Raw genomic sequence first — 22,223 nt, forward strand, 5'->3', positions numbered from 1 at the left:
TGACCCTTGTTGCTGCTTGTCTTGCTGTGTCGACGGGCAGGGGCTGGCCCCCGCCACATCGGAATGCGGTCCGGGGCCGCCTGTCGGCAACCCCTGAGCGCCCTGTGATCACCATATCTTGACCCGTTTGGCCGGGTCCAGATAGAGCTTGTCACCCGGCTGGATCTTGAACGCCTCGTAGAAGGCGGGGATGTTCGGCACCACGCCGTTGACCCTGTATTCGGGCGGGGAGTGGGGATCCGAGGCGAGCAGCATCTGCATCAGCTCGGGGCGATACATGCCCTTCCACACCTGGGCCCAGCCGAGGAAGAAGCGCTGCTCCCCGGTAAAGCCGTCCAGCACCGGCGCCTCCTTGCCATCCAGGGACAGCAGATAGGCCTTGTGGGCTATGGTGAGGCCGCCCAGATCGCCGATGTTCTCCCCCAGGGTGAACTGGCCGTTGACATACTGGCCCTTGATGGGCTCGAAGCGGTTGTACTGGGCCACCAGCCGGCTGGTGCGGAAGCGGAACTCCTTGAGATCCTGGGGCGTCCACCAGTCGCGCATCACGCCGTCACCGTCGGATTTGGCCCCCTGATCATCAAAACCGTGGCCCATCTCGTGGCCGATGACCCCGCCGATGGCGCCGTAGTTGACCGCGTCATCCGCCGTCATGTCGAAGAAGGGGGGCTGCAAGATGGCAGCTGGGAAGACGATCTCGTTGTTGCTCGGGTTGTAGTAGGCGTTCACCGTCTGGGGCGACATGTGCCACTCGTCCCTGTCCACCGGCTTGCCGAGGCGCGCCAGGTTGTCGGCGTATTCGAAGGCGCGGGCCCGTTGCAGGTTGCCCACCAGATCATCGGCACGGATCGCAATGGCGCCGTAGTCCTTCCACTTGTCCGGGTAGCCTATCTTGGGCCTGAACTTGGCGAGCTTCTCGAGGGCTTGGGCTTTGGTGGCCGGCGACATCCAGTCCAGCTCCTGAATGCTCTGGCCGTAGGCGGTGCGCAGGTTCTCCACCAGCTGCTCCATGCGGGCCTTGGCCTCTGGCGGGAAGTAGCGTTCCACGTAGAGCTTGCCCACCGCCTCCCCCAGGTTGTTGTCCAGCACCCCGAGCGCCCGCTCCCAGGGGGCGCGCTGCTTGGGCGTGCCGCTCAGGGCGGTGCCGAAGAAGGCGAAGTTCAGGGCATCGGTCTGGCTGTCGAGGTAGGGGGCGTAGTCCGTGATGAGCTGCCACTTGAGGTAGGCCTGCCAGTCGCCGACCGGGGTCGTCGTCATCAGCTCGTTCAGGGCCGAGAGGTAGGTGGGCTGGCCGATGACGAGGCTGCTCTGGCCCGCGAGGCCGGCCTGGCCGAGATAGGCGTCCCAGTCGATGGCGGGGGCGAGGCGCCCCAGCTCGCTCACCGGCCCCTTGTTGTAGTTCTTCTCTCTGTCCCGCAGGGCCACGTTGTCCCACTGGATCCGGGCGATCCGGGTCTCGAGGGCCAGGATGCGCTTGGCCTTGGCCCCCGCGTCTGTCTCGCCGAAACGGGCCAGCATGGCGGCGATGTGCTGCTCGTACTTGTGCAGCAGCGCCTGGCTGGCGGCATCCGTCTTGAGGTAATAGTCCCTGTCCGGCAGGCTGAGTCCGGCCTGGTAGAGGTAGACCGCATAGCTGTCCGGCGCCTTGGCGTCCGCGTCTATCCAGAAGCCGAAGGGAGCGCCGCCACCGATGCGGCCGCTCTGGGCGAAGGCGCGGGCGAGATCACTCGGGGTCCGGATCTGCTCGATCTCGCTCAGCATCGGCAGCAGGGGCGTGGTGCCCTTGGCGTTGCGGGTCGTCTGATCCAGATAGCTCTGGTAAAGGTCGTGGATCTGCTGGGCCGGGGTGCCGGCGGCGGCCTTGCCGTCCAGCCCTTCCACCAGTACCCGCACGTCCGCCAGGGACTTGTCCCGCAGCAGGTAGAAGGCGCCGTCGGCGGGCCTGTCGTCCGGGATCTTGGCGGTGGCGAGCCAGTGGCCGTTCACGTAGCGGAAGAAGTCGTCACCAGGCTTGACGCTGGTGTCCATGTTGGCCAGCGCGAGGCCGGAGTGCTTGTCTGAGCCGTCCGGTGCCTGACTGCAACCGGCCAGCAGGGCCAGCCCGACGAGGGCGGCCAGCAGGTTTTTCTTGTTGTTCATTATGTTGTATTCCAATTCGGGTTAGGTGGCTTCCTTGCCCACGCAGGGAGCGTCTCACTCTAGCAGCCGGGTTAGCGCTTGATAAGCCCGACTCTGCTAAGATCGGCCTGGTCGTATTGGGGAAGCCTATGATTTCTCGTATTTATTCTCGTTTTTGTCAGACTCTGCCCGCGCCGGAAGGTTCCCGCGGCCTGCTGGTGGCCTTCAGCGGCGGGCTCGACTCCACAGTGCTGCTGGTGCTGGCGGCCCGCTTTGCCCGTGAACAGGGCCTGGCCTTGCGCGCCCTGCACGTCCACCATGGCCTGAGCTCCCACGCCGACGACTGGGTGGCCCATTGCGAGGGGGTGTGCCGGCAGCTGGCGGTGCCCCTCGTGGTGGAGCGGGTGCACCTCGCCCGGGGCAACGGCGATAGCCTGGAGGCCCAGGCGCGGGAGGCCCGCTATCAGCGCCTCGCCGCCCACCTGGGGGAGGGGGAGTGGCTGCTCACCGCCCATCATCAGGACGATCAGCTGGAGACCCTGCTGCTGGCGCTCAAACGTGGCGCCGGGCTGCGCGGGCTGGCGGGCATGGTGCCAGACCAGCCCTTTGCCGGCGGCCGCTTGCTGCGCCCCTTGCTGGAGATCAGCCGGGCCGAGCTGGCCGACGCGGCCGCTACTCTGCCCTATGGCTGGGTGGAGGACGAGAGCAACGAGGACCCGAGCTATGACCGCAACTTCCTGCGCCAGCAGCTCATCCCCCAGCTCAAGGCGCGCTGGCCCGCCATGGCCCAGACGGCGGCGCGCAGCATGGCCCTGTGCGCCGAGCAGGAGGCGCTCATCGGCGAGCTGGCCGAAGCGGACTGGCAACGGACCGGGGAGGGAGAGGCGCTGCGCATCGCGCCTCTGCACGGGTTGTCCGAGGTGCGGCGCAACAACCTGCTGCGCCACTGGATCCGCCGCCAGGGGGGGGAGATGCCGTCCCGGGCGCAGCTGGACCTGCTGTGGCAGGAGGTGGCGCTGGCGCGCGAGGATGCCAACCCCAGGCTGAATCTGCAGGGACTGGAGTGTCGCCGCTTTCAGGGACGGCTGTATCTGGTGGCGCCGGGTCTGGCGCCCCGCGAGGAGGTGCTGCCCATCGGGGTGGGGGAGGTGCTCACCCTGCCGGACGGCCTGGGGCAGTTCAGGCTGTGGTCATCGGGTGGCGAGGGGCTGAGGGCGCCGCGGGAGGACGAACCGCTCTCGATACGCTTCCAGGTGGCGCCCGGTGTGATGCTCAAGCCGGTGGGACGGGTTGGCAGCCGGCGCCTGAAGAAGCTGCTGCAGGAGCATGGGGTGCCCTCCTGGCAGCGGGGACGCATTCCCATCCTCCATTACGGCGAGCAGGCGGCCCTGGTGGCCGGGCTCTTCGTCTGCGACGGATTTCTGGCGCCCGAAGGGGGCATGGCCTGGGAGTGGCGGCGTGCCGTCACCCCGGATGCCGATTGATGGCGCGGGGTTGACGGCGCCCTATTCGGGGATGCCCGCTTCGCCGGCCTTCTTGCGGGCGTAGAGGTGGGCATCCGCCGTCGCGTAGAGCCGCTCCACGTCCATGCCCGAGTGCCAGCTCGCGGCCCCCAGGCTGCAACCCACCGAGAAGGCGCTGAGCTCCTTGTGGCTGTGCAGCACATGTTGCAGCCGCAGCCAGACCGGGCGCCAGGCCTCGGGGTCGGCGGGTTGCAGCAGCAGGGCAAACTCGTCCCCGCCGAGGCGAAACGCCTGATCCGTGCCGCGAATGCAACCCTGCAGCAGCTGGGCGAAGCGGCTCAGCACCAGATCCCCCACAGGGTGACCCCAGGTGTCGTTGACCTGCTTGAAGCGATCGAGATCCAGCAGCACCAGCACCAGGCCGTGGGGCTCCCGGCTGTGCTGCTCCACCGCCCGGCCGATGGCCTCGTCGAAGTAGGCGCGATTGCCGAGCCCGGTCAGGTGGTCGAGCCGCACCTGCTGCTCCAGCCGATCCAGCCGCAGATAGAGGGGCAGGGGGAGGCTGAACAGCTGATGGTACTGCTCCAGCAGCCGGCGCTGGCCGTCGCCGAGGGGCTGCTCCAGCTCGTAGTGCAGCTGGCCGAGCAACTGGTCGTGCTGGCCCCGCAGCTCGAAGCGATAACCGTGCAGCACCTGCCTGGCCTGGGGCGGGTGGGAGATGAGGGGGTGGGGCTGGCCACAGTCGAAGTGGAGGGCGTGGATCCGGACAATCTTTGCCACCCGCTCGGCAAAGATTGCCAGCAGGGCGTCAAGATCCCGCTGCCCCAGCAACTGCTCCAGCTGCTGATAACGGTCCTGCCCGCTCAGGGGCGCAAGGCGCTCCATCTGCTGCACCCACTGCTCTATGCCATGTCCGAAGCCGTTCAATGACGATGTGTTTTCCACGTTACAGCCCTTACACCTCTCCACTCATTGCGTGGGTTCTTGCAATCCTTGTGCCCAAAATATGTCCGATGAAAAACAAAGGGGCTGGCTAGGCTTAACGGGATGAAACGGGAGGGAAAAAGGGGAGCCTAGCCCCTTCCCGGGCCGGCCTGGCAGGGCACCGCAGCGGCGAGTCGGCAGGCCTGCCGATGGGCAATTCACGAAGAGAAAAGGGGAGGAGTGCGTGTACGCCGATGTGTTGATCCTGCTGCTGTTCGCCGTCCTGCTGGTGGCCATTTTTCGCCGCCTCGGCCAGCCGGTGATCCTCGCCTATCTGTTCGTCGGCATGCTGCTCGGCCCCCACGGGATGGCCATCGTCACGGGGCAGGCCATGATGCAGACCATAGGGGAGCTTGGCATCGTCTTCCTGATGTTCTCCCTCGGCCTCGAGTTCTCGCTGCCGCGCCTGCTCGCCATGCGCAAGCTGGTGCTGGGGGTCGGCGGCCTGCAGGTGCTGCTCACCTCCTTGCTGTTTTTCTGGCTCGCCTGGTGGTGGGGGCTGAGCCTCTCCCAGGCGCTGGTGGTGTCGGGCACCCTGGCGCTCTCCTCCACCGCCGTGGTGATCAAGCAGCTCGGCGAGCTCAAGCAACTGCATACCCGGCGGGCCCAGCTCGGGGTGAGCGTGCTCTTGTTCCAGGATCTCGCCGTGGTGCCCCTGCTGGTGATGATCCCCATCCTGGCCCAACCCGAGGTGCAGGGCAGCGCCCTGCTGGCGGAGGTCGCCTGGGCCTCCCTCAAGGGGCTGTTCGCCCTGTCGGTGCTGCTGGCGGTGGGCAAGTGGCTGCTGCCCATGGTGTTTCACGAGGTGGCGCGGGCGCGATCCGACGAGCTGTTCGTGCTCTGCACCCTGCTGGTGGCCCTGCTGGCGGCCTCCCTCACCCAGTGGATGGGGCTCTCCATGGCCCTCGGTGCCTTCCTGGCGGGCATGATGCTGGGGGAGTCCCACTACCGCCACCAGCTGGAGGTGGACATCAAGCCGTTTCGGGACGTGCTGATGGGGCTCTTCTTCATCACCATCGGCATGACCATGGACTGGGCCCTAGTGGCTAGCGCCTGGTGGCAGGTGCTGCTGTGCGTGGCCGGCCTCATCCTGTGCAAGTCGCTGCTGGTGCTGCTGGCGGGCCGGCTGATGGGGGAGCGCAAGCGCGACGCCATGGCGGCCGGCATCATGCTGAGCCAGGTGGGGGAGTTCGGCTTCGTGCTGCTGGCGCTGGCGAGTCACCACGGCCTGCTCGACCACCGGCTGGTCTCCCTGCTCATCGGCATCGGCGTCATCTCCATCGCCTTCACCCCCTGGCTGGTGTTGCGGGCCCTGGGGCTGGCCCGCTCCCTCACCGACAGCGCCCTGCTCTCCCGCGCCGAGGTCGCCCAGTCGGGCCTCGGCAAGCATCAGCACGTCATCATCGCCGGATTCGGCCGCGCCGGGCAGACCTGCGCCCGCTTTCTCAAGCTTGAGGAGATCCCCTTTCTGGCTCTGGATCTCGACCCCGAGCGGGTGAGCGAGGCCAAGCTGGCGGGGGAGCAGGTGGCGTTCGGCGATGCCAGCCGCCGCGACATCCTGCTGGCCGCCGGCCTGCTGCGGGCCAGGCTGGTGATCATCACCTTCGACGACATCAAGCGGGTCGACGCCATGCTGACGCTGATCCGGGAGCTGGCGGGGGAGCTCAAGGTGCTGGTGCGCACCCGGGACGACAGCTTCCTCGAGCACTACAAGCAGGCCGGCGCCTTCGAGGTGATCCCCGAGTCCCAGGAGGGAGCCCTGATGCTGGTCTCCCACCTGCTGCTCAACTGCGACGTTCCCATCGGCCGGGTGATCCGGCGCATGGAGCACGAGCGCAGCAGCCAGTACCGCTTCCTGCACGGCTTCTACTGGGGGGGACAGAGCGCCGGCAACCTGGAGACGGACCAGCTGCTGGAGCGGCTGCACCCCGTTCTGCTGCACGATCAGGCCTGGGCGGTGGGGCACAGGGTGCGGGAGCTCGCCCTGGGAGAGGTGCGCATCAAGGCGGTACAGCGCGGGGAGCGCAGCCTGGAGCCGAGGGCGGAGCTGCGGCTGGCGGCGGGAGATACCCTGGTGCTCTTCGGCACCGCCGTCGCCATGGAGCAGGCGGAGCAGCGCCTGCTGGAGGGGCGCTAGGCTCAGGCCTCCTCGCGAAGGCGCTCCTCCCTTCGGCCAGGCAAGTCCAGAAACGCCTCTATGCGCTGGCGCTGCGCCATCGCATCCTGATACCCCAGCTTGAGCAGGCGCTGGCAGTAACCCGGATCAAACATCAGGAAGCTGGCCAGGCTGCTGCTCTCCTCGCCGTTCACCCCGAGCACCCGCAGCAGGCGGCGCACCTGGGTCGGCAGTCTGGCCAGGTAGTCGAGGGCGATGAGGTCGAGATCCTGGCTAGGCCGGATGACGCAGGTCTCCACCTGGCGCAGCTTCAGACGGCTGCGCTCCCGCGCCGGGATGAGCGACAGGGTCTGGTTGATGCGCCCGAGCCGCTCCAGATCCGAGTTCAGGGTGTCGGAGAAGACGGTGTTGAGCAGGTGGCTCGCGATGTTGGAGCTGGTCAGATGGCGTTGGCGGGGGGCCGCGCTCCCCTGGTGGGGGGAGTCCAGGGTGACCAGCAGGATCCGCTCCGCCCCCAGGTGGATGGCGGGGCTGAGCGGGCTCAGCTGGTGGATGGAGCCGTCCCCGTAGAAGCGATCGCCTATGGGGGTGGCGGGAAAGACGAAGGGCAGCGCCGACGAGGCCAGCAGGTGATCCGAGGTGAGCAGGGTGCGCAGGCCGCGCCGCCTGGCCCGCTCCCAGGGCTGATGCTCGGCCCGTCCCTGGAAGAAGGTGGTGGAGAGGCCGTCGTCGTAGTCGGAGGCTGTGATGGCGATGGCCTCCAGGCTGCCGTAGAGGATGTTGTCGTCGATGCGGTGATAGTCGATGAGCTGATCCAGCAGGCGGCGCAGGGGGGCGTTGTCGAACAGGTGGAAGGCGTGGTTGCTTTGGGGCGTGATGAGACCGGCCGACCCCTGATAGAGGGTGCGCCACAGCAGCTGGCAGGGATGAAAGTCGAAGATGTGGTGGGTCTCGAAGCGTCGCCAGACCCACTCCAGCTTGCGCACCCCCAGGTGGAAGCAGGAGGCGTAGCAGGCCAGCGCCGTGATGTTGAGGGCCCCCGCCGAGGTGCCGCACAAAATGGGGAAGGGGATGCCGATGTTGCGGGGGTAGAGCTCGGCCACCGCCTTGAGGACGCCGACTTGATAGGCGGCGCGGGCACCGCCACCGGTCAACAGAAGCGCTGTATTGGGTCTGGCCATGCTGCTGTCCCTTGTTGTGATGGCGTCACGGCTGATAAAAGAAGGTCGGTCATAGGGGACGCCTTATGGTGATCGCCAGGGCGGGTTGCCACCGCGCAATTTAACTATAAGACGTTGTATCGCGGATAAAAACGGGCCGCGAACGCATTTTTTGCGACCCGTTTTCCGGGCTCAGGCCCGAGGGGGCGTCTGGCTCAGTTGGTCGAAGGCGGCGAACACGGGGGGGCTCGCCAGGATGCGGCCATGGCCGAGACCCCGGGTGCTCATCAGCCGGGTGCGGCCATCCTGGGTCGCGCGCAGGGAGTCGCCATGGGGAGCAAATCTGTCCTCTTCGTCGTGCACTATGATGGCCTCGCCCGTCCGGCTGGCGAGCCGGCCCAGCGGGTCGACCGTGCTGAGAGGGTGCTGGTATTCGTGTTCAATCTCCTTGACCACAGCATCGAACAGCCGGATGGAGTAGCCGGAGCGCGCCACCATGCCGTAGAGCTGGGGCACGTAGTCGAGCACGGGGGAGATGAGCAGCAGCGGCAGCGCATCCATGGCCGGGTGACGGCTGCTGAGGGTGACGGCGCCCCCCATGCTGTGGGCGATGACGCCCTGCAACGGGCCGTACTCGGCCGTCATCTTCTCCACCAGTTCGTCGAAGGCGCGCACGAAACGGGGCAGGTGGCCGGTATGGCCGGCGCTGTGGCCGTGCGCCGGGTGATCGTAGGCAATGGCCGTGAAGCCCTGGGCGGCGATGTGGCTCATCAGCGGGTAGAACTGGCTGGCGCTGCCGGACCAGCCGTGCATCAACAACCAGACCGGCCCCTGGCCGAGCCGGTAGCTCATCAGAGTGCCTTCGCCGGTGTGCATGGCCTGCTGCACCAGGCCGGCTGGCGTGGCGACCTCCCGGGTGAGCCGCTGCGGGGTGAGCAGCAGTTTGCTGGCGGTGCGTTTTGCGTGAGCGGGGGCCAGCGCGTGATGCAACCGGGTGCCGAGGCCCAGCAGCAACTTGCTCGGGCTGAAGCGGCGGGTATTGAAGTAGATCTTGCTGCTCATGATGGTCCTGTGGTTTTTGTGTTCGAACGGTCGTGCTTTTTTGTCGGTTTTTAAAAAGAAGGGCCGATCGGCTCAGCGCCAACTGGCCAGCAGGGCGGTCACCTCCGGCCAGAAGTGGCGGGCCGGATCCTCGCAGAGCGCCAGGGCGTGGAACACCTGATCCCCGAGGTAGAGGCCGTAGAGCCGATAGACGGCGCGCCAGGGATCGAGATCGCTGCGCCACTCCCCCCTGGCCTGTCCCTGCACCACCTGGCGGGCCAGGTAGTCGAGCCAGAAGCGCACCAGCCGGCGTGCCGCTTGCTGCACCTCTCCCTCCTGGGCCGAGGTCCAGGCATCGAGGAACATGCAGCGGCCGGCGAAGCTCTGGTTCCAGGCCAGCCAGGCCTGCAGCAGGGCGATCAGCTTCTCCTGCTGGGTCTGGTGCTGCTGCTGGCGCACCGGCTGGATCACCCGCTCCCGGAACACCTCGGCGGAGTAGGTGAGCACGGCGATCTGCAGGTTGTCGCGGGACTGGAAGTGGGCGAACAGACCGCTCTTGGACATCTCGCAGGTCGTGGCGAGCGAGCCTATGGTGAGGCTCTCCAGCCCCTGCCGGCTCGCCTGCTCGAAGGCGGTCTGCAAAATCGTGTCGCGGGTCTGGCGTCCCTTGCTCATCCTGGTCTCCTCTGATGGCCGCGGCCAGCATAAAGTACGACCGTGCTAATTGTCGAGGAACAAAGGCCGCACTGAGGGGGCCAGGGTGCGGTTTTTGGCGCCTGGCTCACGGAAGATGGCTGTTATTTGGGCCTGCCGGGAAGCAGGCTCAGTTGTCCTTGATATCCATCTGCTGCAGGGCGCTCACCGCCTGGGTGCGGTTCTTGACGCCAAGTTTGCGGAAGGTGGAGTGATATGGGCCCTGATGGTGGCAGGGGCTCAACTGTCCTTGATATCCATCTGCTGCAGGGCGATCACCGCCTGGGTGCGATTCTTGACGCCGAGTTTGCGGAAGATGGCGGTGATATGGGCCTTGATGGTGGCCTCGGAGACGTTGAGCTCCCAGGCGATCTGCTTGTTGAGGCTGCCGTCCCGCAGCATGATCAGCACCTTGTACTGCTGGGGAGTGAGGCTGGCCAGCTTGCTGGCGAAATCCGGGCCGTCGACGGGCTCGGGATGGAGGGAAACCCCTTCCGGCACCCAGTTGTCCCCCCCGATCACCGTATTGAGGGCGCTGACCAGCTCCTTCATGGGGGCGGACTTGGGAATGAAGCCCAGGGCCCCGAGCCGCAGCACCTGCTGGATGATGGCGGCATCCTCCGACGCCGAGACCACGACGATGGGCAGATCCGGATGGTGGCCGCGCAGATAGGCGAGCCCTTCGAAGCCATTGGCCCCGGGCATCTTGAGGTCCAGCAGCAGCAGGTCGACTTCGGGGTGCTCGGCGAGCAGGTGGGTCAGGCTGTCGATGGAATCCGCTTCCAGCAGCCTGGCGTCGTCGATGGCCATGTGCACCGCTTGATAGAGGGCGCCCCGAAACAGGGGGTGGTCATCTGCGATGACGATGGTAAATTGGCTGTCCATTGCTCACATTGTTGCTAACTGATTGTTTTGAAAAATCAAACTAGCACCGCTCCCCAAGAGGGTCAAACCCGCGGGTGCGCAAATGTGAGGCGACCGTCGGATGTCGTGCCGTTGGGGCAGATGGGATGGTCGTGAACAACCCACGCAGGAGGCAATCGATGGGATCCCTGGTATTGACGGTAGGCACAGGTTCCACCTGGGCAATGAGGGCGACGCTGGTGCTCGCCATGAGCGGGCTGGAGTGGCAGGAGCAGGTGTTCGATCTGGAGGATGCCAGGTCGCTGCAGCGACTCAAGCGGGTGGCACCGGCCGGCCTGGTGCCCTGGCTGGATGACGGGACGCTGCGCATCCACGACTCCCTGGCCATCGCCGAGTACCTGCACGAGCTGTGCCCGGGGCGCCACCTCTATCCGGCGGATCGGGCCGAGCGGGCGTTGGCGCGCAGCCTGTGTGCCGAGCTGCACGCCGGTTTTCGCCAGATCCGCACCCTGCTGCCCTTCTTCCTCGGCGCGCCGACCCAGAGCGAGCCACCGGTGGAGACCCTGGGGGAGCTGGCGCGGCTGCAGACCCTCTGGTCCCAGGCGCGGGGGCCCTTCTACTTCGACGAGGCGGGCATTCTGGACGCCTTCTATGCGGTGATGGCCTATCGGCTGGCGAGCTACGGCATCCTGCTGCCCGGTCAGGCCGGCGCCTATCAGCAGGCCCTGCTGGCCTGGCCCCTGTGGCAGCAGACCCTGCTCAGGGCGCGCCTGCAGTGGCCGGTGGCGGCCCGCCAACCCGATTGACTCTGAGTGGCAAGACGACAGAGGGGAGCCATCGGCTCCCCTCTGTTCGCTTGATCTGCCGTTATTGCTGTCGGCCGGCGAAGACCACCACCACCTTGTCTTCCCCCTTCTCCCGCACGAAGCCGTAGGGGGCATCGGACAGCTTCTTGTGGCTGCCCGCCGCAATGGCCGGATGGGCGGCGCGGAACTGGCCTAGCCGTTGCCAGTGTTTGACCAGCTCGGCCTTCTCGCCGCTCCCCAGCTCCTGCCAGTTCATGTCCGAGCGCACGCTCTGATCGAACACGCCGCCATCCTTGGCGAGCCCGCGTCCCGACTCGTCCCCGTAGTAGATCTGGATGCCACCCGGCAGCATCATGAAGCTGCTCGCGACCCGGCGCTGCAGCGCCACGTCCTGGTAGTCGCCGAAGAAGAGCTTGGTGTCGTGGGAGCTGATGTAGCTCAGCACGTTGAACTCGGGATCCTGGTTGATGCGGCTGGCGTAGCCGGCATAGGTGGGTTCGGCCCCCGCCATGCACTGGGCCTGGGGCAGGGCGAACTCCCGCTGATAGTCGAAGTTGATCAGGGAATCGAAGCCATTCTGGTACCAGAAATCCTTGGCGACCCCGTGATCCCACACCTCGCCCACCATGTAGAAGGGGAGGTCGTCGAGCTTCTTGGTCGGGTTGGCAGCCTTCCACTCCTTGAGCGCCGTCGTCCCCGCCTCCTTGAGCTTGGCCCAGACGGCGGGCTCCAGGTGCTTGACGGTGTCGGCCCGGAAGCCGTCGATGCCAAAGCGACGCACCCAGTCGGTGTGCCAGGCGATGAGATAGTCGCTCACGGTGGCGTCGGGCAGGGCCTTGGCCCTGGTGTCTTTTTTCGCGGCCAGCAGCGGCGGCAGGCCCACCGGTTTGGTGGATTCGGTCAGGAAGTCCGGCAGCCCGGCCACCGAGCCGGTGACGTCGTCGGTGCCGGGCTGGGGATAGCCGGGCAGACCGGCCCGCACCCAGTCGGGCCCCCACCACTTGCGCCACTCGCTGGACTGGTAGTCGATAAACTGGTTGTAGCCATGCCAGTTGAGGCCGCCGCTCGGGCGCCATTCGTTCCAGCGGGTCGGCAGCTTGCCGGTGTTCTGGGTGAGATCGGTGAGCCCCAGATCCTGCAGATCCGCCAGGGTGGCGTAGCCCGCGTGGTTCATCACCACGTCCAGGATGATCCGCATGCCGCGCTTGTGGGCCTCGTCCACCAGGGTCTTCAGGCTCTCCTCGTCGCCGTAGTTGGGGTCAATCCTGGTGAAGTCCAGCGCCCAGTAGCCGTGGTAGGCATAGAAGGGGAAGTTGCCCTGCTCGCCACCGCCGATGAAACCGTGTACCTGCTCCACCATGGGGGTGATCCAGATGGCGTTGATGCCGAGCTGCTTGATGTAGTCGAGCTTCTCGGTCAGCCCCTTGAAGTCGCCGCCATGCCAGGTGGCGACTTCGTCCTGGCCATCCTTCTGGCGGCCGAAGCTGTGATCGTTGCTCGGATCGCCGTTGTGGAAGCGGTCGGTCAGGAGGAAATAGACGCTCGCCTGATCCCAACTGAAGGGCTCGGTCTTGGCGGCCTTGACCGGCTCTAGCAGCAGCAGGCCGCCGCTCTCCTTGCTCGGCGTAAGGGTGAGCTTGCCCCCCTTGACCACCCCTTCCTGGCCGGAGTAGGCGTCCCGCAGCCGGGTGCCGTCTGGCCAGACCCCCTTGAGTGAGGTCGTCACCGGGCCGCCATCCCAGCTGATGCAGGGCTCTGTCGGGGGCTGGCGTTTGAACTCGCTCTTTTTGGTCGCCCGAAGCACCTTGAGGCTGGGGGTATCCGGGTTGAAGGTGAACTCGTAGTCCCCCGCCAGCATCACCCTCAGATTGAAGCTCGCCCCCTTGCTGCACTTGTCCATGGGCTGAGCGGTGCCGAAGGGGAGCGGCTTGGCCTCGGTCGGCCCGAAGCTGGTGCCACAGCTGTTGCCGGTATCGCTGATGCGGATCTGGTGGCTGCCCTTGTCCAGCCTGTGGGTCAGGGTGACGGTGCCCTTGTCCAGCGCCAGCGCCTCGGCCACCGGTTTGCCATCCACATGGAGATAGACCTCGGGGGCGGCCAGCGCCTGGCCGGCGAACAGTGGCGTGGCCAGTACGGCGAGCCACAGGGCTGATGGACGGAGATCGAGACGAGACGAGGAGCGCATAGGCCATTCCTTGAGCTGAGTGGGGTCCGTTGAGGCACTCATTCTAGGGGTCATGATGCCGGGCTTGGACCGGCAAAATGCCGATTTGTGACGTCAGTTCAAATGGTTACGTTTTCAAGAATGGAAAAGTGTGAAGCGGGTGTCGCGCCCATGAAAAAAGCCGGTCAGTTGACCGGCTCGTTGGTGCTCGGGGCTCGTCACACGGTGAAGAACTTGAAGTTGACGAAGGCCACCGCGATGAAGGAGGCGACCATGCCGCTGATGCAGAGCACCGCCGGACGGATGGCGGGCCAGCGATGGGCCAGCAAGATGATGGCCAGTAGGGTCGGGTAGAGGCCGAACATGTAGCGCGGCATGGCGTTGAGGCCTGTCATCAGCGGTATGGTGGTACAGATGAACATCAGGGTCGCCTCGGCCCAGCGTTTCTGGCTGAACAGGTAGCCGTTCAGACACCAGCCGAAGATCACCATGATGGAGAGGTAGGCCTTGCGACCGCCCAGCTCGAAGCCGCTCAGCCACCAGTCCAGCGGGCTGTCCATGTAGCGGCCCCAGGCGACCTGGATGTGCTTGAAGGCGAGCGCATCCCCGGTCAGGTGGTAGAGGTAGACCATGTAGGAGAAGAGGCCGAGGGGGATGAGCCAGAGGGTGAATACCACCTTGAAGGCCCGCTCGGTGAAGCGGAAGAACTCGCGCCAGCCGTAGGCCTGCAGGGCCAGGATCAGCACGGGGAACACCATCATGACCCCCAGATTGCGGGTCGCCGAGATGAAGATGCCGAGGAAGGCGACCATCAGCCACTGCTCGCGATAGGCGAACAGGAACATCCCCAGCATCAGCGCCATGAACATGGGCTCGGTGTAGCCGGAGACGAAGTAGGCGGAGAAGGGGGAGAAGGCCAGCAGCCAGACCCCGAAGCGGGCGGTCTCATCCCCCAGCTTGAGCTGGCGCAACACCAGCAGCATCAGGGGCAGGCTGATGAAGAAGGCGACGTTGGCCACCAGCATCAGGCCGATGAGGCTCTCGATGTTGAGCAGGCTGGAGAGCCCGCCGGCGAGCATGGGATAGAGCGGCATGAAGGCCCAGTTCGCCGCATTGCCCTTGCTGAGCCAGCGCGGATAGAGGTCGTAGCCATTCTCTATGATGCGCTGGAACCAGACGCAGTCGAACTGACAGTAGGCCTGCAGCGGCCCTATGTCGGCGGTGCCATAGAGCTGGACGCCGAAATAGCCCATGCCGTACAGCGCCACCCGGCTCAGCACGAAGGCGGCGACGATCATCAGCCAGTCGCGGCTGCTGATGCGCAGTGACGGGCGATAGGGGAGTGCAGCCCCGGTTGACGAGGCAGTATTGGTCATATCATTCATCAGGCAAAAACCCAGATACGGGAGAGAACGTAGGTGAGCACGGTGACGGTCAGGGTGGCGATCACCACCGGCAACAGGCCGGAGAGACCGGCAAACAGCAGACCGCTCAGGATGAGGTTACGCACCGCCAGGGAGAAGAGGGCCACCAGCAGGAACTTGCTGGCGGCACCCTGTTTCTGGAAGGTGATGTAGCGGTGGCCGAAAAACGAGAACCAGAACGCGATGGCAAAGGCCAGGGTCGTGACCAGGTGCTCGGAGATGGCGGGCCAGGTATGGAACAGGGCGACTGAGGTGCCCAGATCGACGAGGGTGGCCCCCCCGCCGACGAAACCGAAGCGCACCAGCCGCCAGAATTCCTCGCGGGAGATCATTGGGGCGTCGGCTCCTGGTCATTCTGCTTGCCGTCGGCAGCCTGCGGTTTGTCCGCCTCGGGCCGGGCATACTGGCCGTAGACTCCCTCGATGAGGTAGACGGGGCGCTGCTTCACTTCCACGAACATGCGGCCTATGTATTCGCCGATGATGCCGAGCGACAGCAGCTGGATGCCGCCGAGGAACAGCATCACCGACATCAGGGAGGCGTAGCCCGGCACGTCGATGCCGAAGAACAGCACCTGGGTGATGATCTTGAGGATGTAGAGGAAGGCGATCAGGGAGACGCCGACCCCCACGTAGCTCCACACCCGCAGCGGCCAGCTGGAGAAGCTCATCAGGCCGTCGAGGGCGAAGTTCCACAGCTTCCAGTAGTTGAACTTGGTCTCGCCGGCGTGGCGGGCGGGGCGCTCGTAAGGGACGCCGACGGCGCGGAAACCGGCCCAGGCAAACAGCCCCTTCATGAAGCGGTTGCGCTCGGGCAGCAGCTTGAGGGCCTCGACCACCTTGCGATCGATGAGGCGGAAGTCGCCGGCGTTCTCCGGCAGCTTGGTGCTGGTGGAGAGCGCGTTGAAGAAGCGGTAGAAGCCGCCGGCGGTCAGGCGCTTCATGGGGGTGTCGGCGCTGCGATCCACCCGGATGCCGTAGACGGTGTCATAGTCACCGGTCTGCCACAGCTTGACGAACTCCAGGATGAGGGCCGGGGGATCCTGCAGATCCACGTCCATGGGGACGATGGCGTCGCCCTTGGCCTGGTGCAGGCCGGCGGTCATGGCCGCCTCCTTGCCGAAGTTGCGGGCCAGGTTGACCAGGGTGACGCGGGGATCGCGGGCGATGGCCTGCTCGACCACTTCGCGGGTGCGGTCACGGCTGCCGTCGTTGACGAACACGATCTCAAGCCGGTCTTTGAGGGGGGCCAGTTCGTTGTCTATCGCGCTGATGAAGGCGTCTATGCTCTCTTCCTCGTTGTAAACGGGCACGACCAGAGAGAGTCGAAAATCGGCATGCGACATGTGAACTTCCTTATTGAAAGAATTATTTTATAAAACAGCTTGTTGAGTCTTCAGCTTCACTGAGCGACGGTCAGGCGCACCGACTGGACGTTGAGCGGTGTCGGGGCGGAGAGCGCCAGGAAGTTGGGGTGCTTGGGATCGGCGGTCAGGGAGTCTCCCGGCAGGCTGAGGCGGATCTCGTTGATGCCCGCCTTGGCCAGCTTGACCGTGGTGGTGAAGTCATGACCCAGGGCCACCTTGAGCAGGGCGCCGGCTTCGGGGCTGTTGATCCTGGCCTGGATGGTGAGCTGCTCCGGTTGGGCCTGCTGCTTGGGCAGCACGAAATAGAGCCCGCCCTGACCGCTCAGCTCGGTGCCTTGCTCGCTCGGCTTCTTGGCCCAGCCTTCGCTGGAGAGGAAGCGGCTCGGCTTGGTCAGGTTGAGTTCGTTGCCCGGCTGGTAGGTCATGCTGGAGTTGTGCTCCCAGAAGCGGGTCTTGCCTTCCAGGTAATAGAGCTTGTAAGCCAGGCTCACGTTGGGGTGAGCGGCCAGGTAGAGGGTGTACAGGTAAAAACCGCTCAGTGCCAGGATGGCAGCCAGAAAACCGAACTTTTTGTAGGTCATATCACTCACTCGACGCCCGACAGATTGGTAGGCAGATTTCGCGCATATGCTAATCCAATTGCAAAAAAAGCATAGTGGATCACAAAAATATATTTGCTCACATATTAACCCTTGATTTCCCTGCTCTCCAAGCGGTTTTGGGCTCGTTCGTCACCGCTGTTTTCCGGGGGGCCTTTGCACCGCCGCCTGGCTGCCCTGGCCGTGCTCCTCTCAGGCAAACGGCTGATATTTATCATCCTTGTGGCAGGATCTGTCGCCATTTCGCCCAAGCACCATTAAGATGGCTTGTCCCGCCGTCAAGGATGACTCATGCGACTGCTATCTCTGTGCGTGCTCTGCTGCCTGCCCCTGCAACCCCTGTGGGCGCAATCCCTCTGTCCTTCCCCGCTGCGCGTCGGTTTCGACGACTGGCCCCCCTATCACTATTACCAGCAGGATGGCGACAAACGACGGCTGCGCGGCTTTGCGATCGACTATCTCAACGCCATCTCGGCCCGGCTGGGATGCCGCCTCGTCTATCTGGAGCGACCCTGGAAACGGGGGCTGCACGATCTGGAGCTGGGGCGGCAGGACATCGCCATGGAGGCCTACTTCTCCGAGGACAGGGCGCGTTATGCCTGGTTCTCCATCCCCTACAATCCCGGCAGGACGGCGCTCTGGGTGCGCAAGGCCGGCACCGGCGATGAAGCAGATCTGGAGAGCTGGCTGGCCCGGGGGCACCGACTGGGGGTCACCCGGGACTACTACTATGGCGCCGAGATCACCGAGCTGCTGCGCCGCTACCCTGATCAGGTGAGTGCGGTCAACGATGTGCAGAATTACCGCAAGCTGGTGCTGGGCCGGATAGACGGTTTTCTCGGGGATAGTTTGGCCACGCCCTGGGGTCTGAAGAAAGAGGGGCTGTCGGAGGAGGTGGTCCCTCATGTGATGGGGATCTACGAGACGCCGACCTCTTTCATGTTGAGCAAGAAGACGGTATCGAGCGAATTCGTGCAGCGATTCAATCAGGCGATCCTGGCCGTCGGCAAGAGCGGGGAGCATGCACTCATCTGGCGACGCTACACCTCCGCCCGCTAGCAAAGTCGCCGCCATTCCCGCATCATGGGCACCTGACCGTTGCGCCTGACAGGCCGAAGTGAACCGATTTGAGGCAAGCGTGGTAAGAAGCATGGGTAAGAAGTATTGGTTGGCGTTGGCGAATCTGATCTGGCTCGGCTGCTGGCCGGCTGGCATGGTCCATGCCAACACTGAGCAAGCTGTGGTGGCCAGTCCCAGCATCCAGCATGACTGGTATCAGAACAGCACCGCAGAGCTGGCGCGCCAGGAGCTGGAGCAGCAACTGCAGGAGGCGGTGCTGGCCCAGTTGCACCCGGACTTCTACCTGCTCTGGCAACGGCTGCAGAAAACTCCGGCCGATCGGCGCGGCGCACTCTATGACGAAGCCTTCGCCAAGCTGGCCCGCTTCCAGCAGGCCTGGCGGGCCATGGATCTGGTCGCTCGTGAACAGATGCAGACCCAGAAGCTCGATCTGAACCAGCCCCTGGCCCATGAGCCGGTCGGTGACAACCTGCTGGATCGGGTCAGGCAGCTCAGGCCCCAGGTGGCGGAATACGACGCCGTGCGCGAGGAAGTGCGCAAGTTGCTGGCCATGCCCATGGCCAAGCGCTGGCCCAATCTGGAGATGCCGACCCTGAGGGCCGGCGAGAGTTCGGCCGAGCTCGGCCAGATCCGCTCCATCCTGAACGAGCTGGGGGATGGCGCCCCCAACCACCAGGACAGCACCTATGATCCCGAGACCGAGCAGGCCATCAAGCAGTTCCAGCGTCGCCACGGCCTGACCGCCGACGGCATCATAGGCCGCCAGACCCGCTCCTGGCTCAATACCGGGCCCGAGGTGCGCGCCAGCCTGCTGGTTCGCAACCTGTGGCGCCGGGATCTGGTGGATCACCTCGCCGGTCGCTACGTGCTGGTCAACATCCCGGATTACCGCCTGAGCGTGGTGGAGTCCGGCAGCGAGGTCTTCACCAGCCGGGTCATCGTCGGCAAGGAGCAGCGGGCCACCCCCATACTCGCGAGCGAAATCCGCTCCATCGTGCTCAACCCTGCCTGGCATGTGCCGCGCTCCATCCTGAGCAAGGACATTCTGCCGAAACTCGGGCGCGATCCCGCCTACCTGGATCGCGAGCAGTTCGAGGTGATCGACGGCGAGGGCAATCCGGTGCAGTTCAGCGAAGACGGCTGGCACCACGCGCTGGCATCCGGTTTCCCCTACCGGCTGCGGCAAAAGCCGGGGGACCACAATGCCCTGGGCCGCTACAAGTTCTACCTGCCGAACAACGACGCCATCTACCTGCACTCGACGCCGCGCAAGTCGCTGTTCGAGCAGGGGGCCCGCGCCTTCAGCTCGGGCTGCATCCGGGTTGAACACGCCGACGATCTGGCGGAGCTGCTGCTGGCGGACTCCCGCTATCAGCCGGACAAGGTGGCCAGCATCCTGAAAGAGACCCAGACCAAGTGGCTGCCGCTCAGCACCCCGATACCGGTGTTCACCGTCTACTGGAGCAGCTGGATCGACGAGGAGGGACGCCAGCAACTGCGCAACGACATCTACGGATTCGACAGGGTCAGCTATCAAAGCCGCTTGTTGTGATCCTCGCCACAGAGTGAAGAGCCCGGCCTGTGCCGGGCTTTTTCATGGGCGTTTGCGGTTTGACAGCGCTTTTCCCGGCAGGTAGTTTCGGCCTCTGTATGACATTCATTCACCATGAGATGGACGGACAACGGATGCTGGAACAAGGGATAAGCCGACGCCGTCTGCTGCTGGGAGCCGGTTGCCTGATGGGCACCAGCCTGCTGTCGTTTCCGGCGGTGGCGAGCCGCAGCACCTCGGGGCGTGAGCTCAGCTTCTTCAACCTCAACACCGGCGAGCGGGTGCGTGCCAGCTACTGGGAAGATGGCCACTACCTGAGCGACGGTCTGGCGGAGCTCAACCATATCTTCCGCGACTACCGCCGCAACGAAGTGTTCAATATCGACAGGAGGCTGTTCGATCAGCTGTTCCTGCTGCAGCACAAGCTGGGCCGCAAGGGGGAGATCCAGCTCATCTCGGGCTACCGCTCCCCGGCCACCAACCGGCAGAAGCGGCGCAAGAGCCGCGGCGTCGCCAAGCAAAGCTACCACACCCTGGGCCAGGCGGTGGACGTGCGCCTGCCAGGCGTGCAGCTGGCCCATTTGCGCAGGGCCGCCCTGGATCTCAGCGTCGGCGGGGTGGGGTATTACCCGTCCGACAACTTCGTGCACCTGGATACCGGGCCCGTTCGCAGCTGGTGACAGGTGCGCAGTGGTGTCGTATGTCGCCGATGAACGCTGGCAATGAGTGGGGGGCGGCTGCTAGGCTCTGGACTCCAGCCAGAGGAGAGAAAGATGAAGCAGATTTTGATCGGGGGAATGATCGCCCTGCTGCTGACCGGTTGCAGCAAGCTCAACCGGGAGAACTACGACAAGCTGAAAGTGGGGATCAGCTATGCCGAGGCGAGCGCCATCCTCGGCAAGGCCGAGCGTTGCGACGATGCCCTCGGCACCACCAGCTGCGTCTGGGGAGGAGAGGGCAAGAACATCAAGATCCGTTTCATCGCCGACAAGGCGACCTTCTTCAGCTCTGAAGGGATCAACTGAGTCAGATTCATCGGTTCATTGCCAGCAAAAAAGCGCCGTCCGGCGCTTTTTTGTTGTTCGCGATCCGCCCAGGGCGGCCAGAAGCTGGCGCACTCAGTGGGTCGCGTACTGGTAGTTGAAGGTGGGCAGCCCCCACTTGAAGCGCACCGCCAGCAGCCGCAGCACGAAACCGATGCCGATGGCGCCGAAGGCGGCCCAGTCGTTGGGCAGTCCCTGATCCAGGGCGAGGCAGTAGAGGGCGGCCGTCACCAGGGAGACGGCGGCATAGAGCTCGCGCTTGAACACCAGGGGGATGCGCTGGCACAAGAGATCCCGCAGCACGCCGCCGAAGACGCCGGTCACCACGGCCATGATGCAGGCGATGCTGGCCCCGTGCCCCATCTCCAGTGCCCGGGCGGCCCCGAAGATGGAGAAGACCACCAGCCCCAGGGCATCGAGGGCCAGGAACAACTTGCCGAGGTAGCGCATCAGGGGGGCCGAGATGACCCCCGCCATGGCGGCGCCCGCCACCAGCAGCACGTATTCGGGGTGCTCCACCCAGAGCAGGGGGTAGTGCCCCAGCAACACGTCCCGGATGGTGCCACCCCCGATGGCCGTCGCCGAGGCGATGATCACCACGCCAAACAGATCCATCCGCCGCCGGCCCGCCGCCAGCGCGCCCGTCATTCCTTCGGCCACCAGGCCCAGCAAGAAGAGTGCATGTAACATGAGATATCCCAGGGTGCGAGAAAGGCCCGCATCCTAACAATCCAGCGCTGGTGCGACAAGCACTCTTGCCAGTGCATTAGATTAAGTAATGAAAAGGGGGCTTTCGCCCCCAGTTTTGATCATGGCTTTCCGGCTCAGCGGCGCAGCTGCTCGGATCTGTACTGATCCACCCACATGGCGGTGGCGCCGCAGATGGCGACTGGCATCACGAACAGGTTCACCACCGGGATGGCGGAGAAGAGGGTGACCAGGGCGCCGAAGCTCAGGCACTTTCCGCGGCGCTGCTTGAGGGCGTCGCGCATGGTGATGAAGTCGATCTTGTGGTTGTCGAACGGATAGTCGACGTACTGGATCGCCATCATCCAGGCGCTGAGGAGGAACCAGAGCACGGGGGCCAAGGTCTGTCCCACCACGGGGATGAGGAAGAGGATCAGGCAGCCGATGGCCTTGGGCAGGTAGTATTTCAGCTTGGTCCATTCGCGGCCGAAGGTGCGCGGTACATCCTTGACCACGTCCAGCATGCCGGTGTCGTTCATGGTCTCGCCGGTGAGGACCTGTTCCACCTTCTCCGCCAGCAGGCCGTTGAAGGGGGCGGCTATCCAGTTGGCCACCGAGCTGAAGATGAAGGAGAAGACCACCAGTATGGTGATCAGGGCGATGGGCCAGAGCAGGTAGTCGAGCCAGGAGAGCCAGCTCGGGATCTGCTGGTGCAGCCAGGCGAACAGGCCGTCCAGCTGCAGCAGCAGGGCGTAGAAGGCCCCGGCAAACAGCACGAAGTTGACCAGCAGGGGGATCATCACGAAGGTGCGGATGCCGGGCTGGCGCAGGAGGGAGAAGCCGCGCAGGAAGTAGTCTGCGCCGCTGACCGAATCTTTGACCATGTGGGGTGATTGGCTCATGTGAGCTCCATCAGTGAATGGGGAAAGTGCCAGCATATTACAAACAAGCCCTTGATTTGGTAAAGTCGCCGACTATTCCTTGTCTCTTGCCCGTTGCGACTGGCCGCCGGGCCTTGGGATGCTGCCTGCATCTGACAAGCAAAGCCGGGCTTGGCTCTTTG

The 22,223-nt window shown here is 64.9% G+C and carries 20 protein-coding genes and 1 pseudogene; 7 read left to right on the plus strand and 14 right to left on the minus strand.

Going from position 1 to position 22,223, the window contains the following annotated elements; all coding sequences use genetic code 11:
- Nucleotides 1–108: 108 nt before the first annotated feature.
- Complete coding sequence (locus tag AB5Y72_RS07970) at nt 109–2,139, minus strand: M13 family metallopeptidase (protein WP_325781911.1); 2,031 nt, start codon at nt 2,137–2,139, stop codon at nt 109–111.
- Between the two features lie 128 nt (nt 2,140–2,267).
- Between AB5Y72_RS07970 and tilS the strand changes: the two genes are divergently transcribed.
- Nucleotides 2,268–3,602: a tRNA lysidine(34) synthetase TilS gene (gene tilS, locus AB5Y72_RS07975; protein ID WP_368198831.1), complete on the plus strand. Its 1,335-nt coding sequence runs from the start codon at nt 2,268–2,270 to the stop codon at nt 3,600–3,602.
- A gap of 21 nt (nt 3,603–3,623) precedes the next feature.
- Here tilS and AB5Y72_RS07980 read toward each other — a convergent pair whose 3' ends face one another.
- Nucleotides 3,624–4,526 carry a GGDEF domain-containing protein gene (locus AB5Y72_RS07980; RefSeq protein WP_209793898.1) on the minus strand — a complete coding sequence of 301 codons (903 nt, stop codon included), beginning with the start codon at nt 4,524–4,526 and terminating at the stop codon, nt 3,624–3,626.
- Nucleotides 4,527–4,749: 223 nt separating this feature from the next.
- Between AB5Y72_RS07980 and AB5Y72_RS07985 the strand changes: the two genes are divergently transcribed.
- Nucleotides 4,750–6,702 (plus strand): cation:proton antiporter, encoded by a 1,953-nt coding sequence (locus tag AB5Y72_RS07985; protein WP_325781913.1) that lies wholly within the window; start codon nt 4,750–4,752, stop codon nt 6,700–6,702.
- Between the two features lie 2 nt (nt 6,703–6,704).
- On the opposite strand, the gene AB5Y72_RS07990 is transcribed toward AB5Y72_RS07985, so the two are convergent.
- From AB5Y72_RS07990 to AB5Y72_RS08010, 5 genes and pseudogenes are all read right to left on the minus strand, one after another.
- Nucleotides 6,705–7,862, minus strand: a complete 1,158-nt coding sequence (locus AB5Y72_RS07990; RefSeq protein ID WP_042074252.1) for a patatin-like phospholipase family protein — start codon at nt 7,860–7,862, stop codon at nt 6,705–6,707.
- Nucleotides 7,863–8,033: 171 nt separating this feature from the next.
- Nucleotides 8,034–8,903 carry an alpha/beta fold hydrolase gene (locus tag AB5Y72_RS07995; RefSeq protein ID WP_325781914.1) on the minus strand — a complete coding sequence of 290 codons (870 nt, stop codon included), beginning with the start codon at nt 8,901–8,903 and terminating at the stop codon, nt 8,034–8,036.
- A 72-nt stretch (nt 8,904–8,975) separates the two neighbouring features.
- Nucleotides 8,976–9,557: a TetR family transcriptional regulator gene (locus AB5Y72_RS08000; protein WP_325781915.1), complete on the minus strand. Its 582-nt coding sequence runs from the start codon at nt 9,555–9,557 to the stop codon at nt 8,976–8,978.
- A 148-nt stretch (nt 9,558–9,705) separates the two neighbouring features.
- Nucleotides 9,706–9,786 (minus strand): annotated as a pseudogene (locus tag AB5Y72_RS08005) (DNA-binding response regulator); the annotation flags it as partial.
- Nucleotides 9,787–9,815: 29 nt separating this feature from the next.
- Nucleotides 9,816–10,460 (minus strand): response regulator transcription factor, encoded by a 645-nt coding sequence (locus tag AB5Y72_RS08010; protein WP_209793895.1) that lies wholly within the window; start codon nt 10,458–10,460, stop codon nt 9,816–9,818.
- 158 nt (nt 10,461–10,618) lie between these two features.
- Between AB5Y72_RS08010 and AB5Y72_RS08015 the strand changes: the two genes are divergently transcribed.
- Nucleotides 10,619–11,245, plus strand: a complete 627-nt coding sequence (locus tag AB5Y72_RS08015; protein ID WP_325781916.1) for a glutathione S-transferase N-terminal domain-containing protein — start codon at nt 10,619–10,621, stop codon at nt 11,243–11,245.
- A 61-nt stretch (nt 11,246–11,306) separates the two neighbouring features.
- On the opposite strand, the gene AB5Y72_RS08020 is transcribed toward AB5Y72_RS08015, so the two are convergent.
- The 5 genes from AB5Y72_RS08020 to AB5Y72_RS08040 all read right to left on the minus strand — a co-directional run bounded on the left by AB5Y72_RS08020 (nt 11,307) and on the right by AB5Y72_RS08040 (nt 16,780).
- The gene (locus tag AB5Y72_RS08020) at nt 11,307–13,430 is read right to left on the minus strand and encodes an alpha-amylase (protein ID WP_325781917.1); all 2,124 of its coding nucleotides are present in this window, start codon (nt 13,428–13,430) and stop codon (nt 11,307–11,309) included.
- A gap of 197 nt (nt 13,431–13,627) precedes the next feature.
- Complete coding sequence (locus tag AB5Y72_RS08025; RefSeq protein WP_216990794.1) at nt 13,628–14,794, minus strand: hypothetical protein; 1,167 nt, start codon at nt 14,792–14,794, stop codon at nt 13,628–13,630.
- Nucleotides 14,794–15,165, minus strand: coding sequence for a GtrA family protein (locus tag AB5Y72_RS08030; protein WP_216990793.1), 372 nt, complete (start codon nt 15,163–15,165; stop codon nt 14,794–14,796). The genes AB5Y72_RS08025 and AB5Y72_RS08030 overlap by 1 nt, the downstream gene beginning before the upstream one ends.
- Nucleotides 15,162–16,178 carry a glycosyltransferase family 2 protein gene (locus AB5Y72_RS08035; protein WP_325781918.1) on the minus strand — a complete coding sequence of 339 codons (1,017 nt, stop codon included), beginning with the start codon at nt 16,176–16,178 and terminating at the stop codon, nt 15,162–15,164. The genes AB5Y72_RS08030 and AB5Y72_RS08035 overlap by 4 nt, the downstream gene beginning before the upstream one ends.
- Before the next feature lie 56 nt (nt 16,179–16,234).
- On the minus strand, nt 16,235–16,780 hold the full coding sequence (locus AB5Y72_RS08040; RefSeq protein WP_042074263.1) for a hypothetical protein: 546 nt from the start codon (nt 16,778–16,780) through the stop codon (nt 16,235–16,237).
- A 309-nt stretch (nt 16,781–17,089) separates the two neighbouring features.
- On the opposite strand from AB5Y72_RS08040, the gene AB5Y72_RS08045 reads away from it, so the two are divergent.
- The 4 genes from AB5Y72_RS08045 to AB5Y72_RS08060 all read left to right on the plus strand — a co-directional run bounded on the left by AB5Y72_RS08045 (nt 17,090) and on the right by AB5Y72_RS08060 (nt 20,455).
- The gene (locus tag AB5Y72_RS08045) at nt 17,090–17,857 is read left to right on the plus strand and encodes a transporter substrate-binding domain-containing protein (protein ID WP_325781919.1); all 768 of its coding nucleotides are present in this window, start codon (nt 17,090–17,092) and stop codon (nt 17,855–17,857) included.
- A 91-nt stretch (nt 17,858–17,948) separates the two neighbouring features.
- Nucleotides 17,949–19,430, plus strand: a complete 1,482-nt coding sequence (locus AB5Y72_RS08050) for a L,D-transpeptidase family protein (protein WP_325781920.1) — start codon at nt 17,949–17,951, stop codon at nt 19,428–19,430.
- A gap of 134 nt (nt 19,431–19,564) precedes the next feature.
- Complete coding sequence (locus AB5Y72_RS08055) at nt 19,565–20,110, plus strand: DUF882 domain-containing protein (protein ID WP_042074266.1); 546 nt, start codon at nt 19,565–19,567, stop codon at nt 20,108–20,110.
- A gap of 93 nt (nt 20,111–20,203) precedes the next feature.
- The gene (locus AB5Y72_RS08060) at nt 20,204–20,455 is read left to right on the plus strand and encodes a DUF3862 domain-containing protein (RefSeq protein ID WP_209793886.1); all 252 of its coding nucleotides are present in this window, start codon (nt 20,204–20,206) and stop codon (nt 20,453–20,455) included.
- A gap of 93 nt (nt 20,456–20,548) precedes the next feature.
- On the opposite strand, the gene AB5Y72_RS08065 is transcribed toward AB5Y72_RS08060, so the two are convergent.
- Nucleotides 20,549–21,163 carry a trimeric intracellular cation channel family protein gene (locus AB5Y72_RS08065; RefSeq protein ID WP_325781921.1) on the minus strand — a complete coding sequence of 205 codons (615 nt, stop codon included), beginning with the start codon at nt 21,161–21,163 and terminating at the stop codon, nt 20,549–20,551.
- 134 nt (nt 21,164–21,297) lie between these two features.
- Complete coding sequence (cysZ, locus tag AB5Y72_RS08070) at nt 21,298–22,062, minus strand: sulfate transporter CysZ (protein ID WP_042074270.1); 765 nt, start codon at nt 22,060–22,062, stop codon at nt 21,298–21,300.
- Between the last annotated feature and the right edge of the window lie 161 nt (nt 22,063–22,223).

It is taken from the genome of Aeromonas sp. R7-4 (assembly GCF_040908055.1).
In the GTDB taxonomy this organism is placed as follows: Bacteria; Pseudomonadota; Gammaproteobacteria; order Enterobacterales; family Aeromonadaceae; genus Aeromonas; species Aeromonas sanarellii.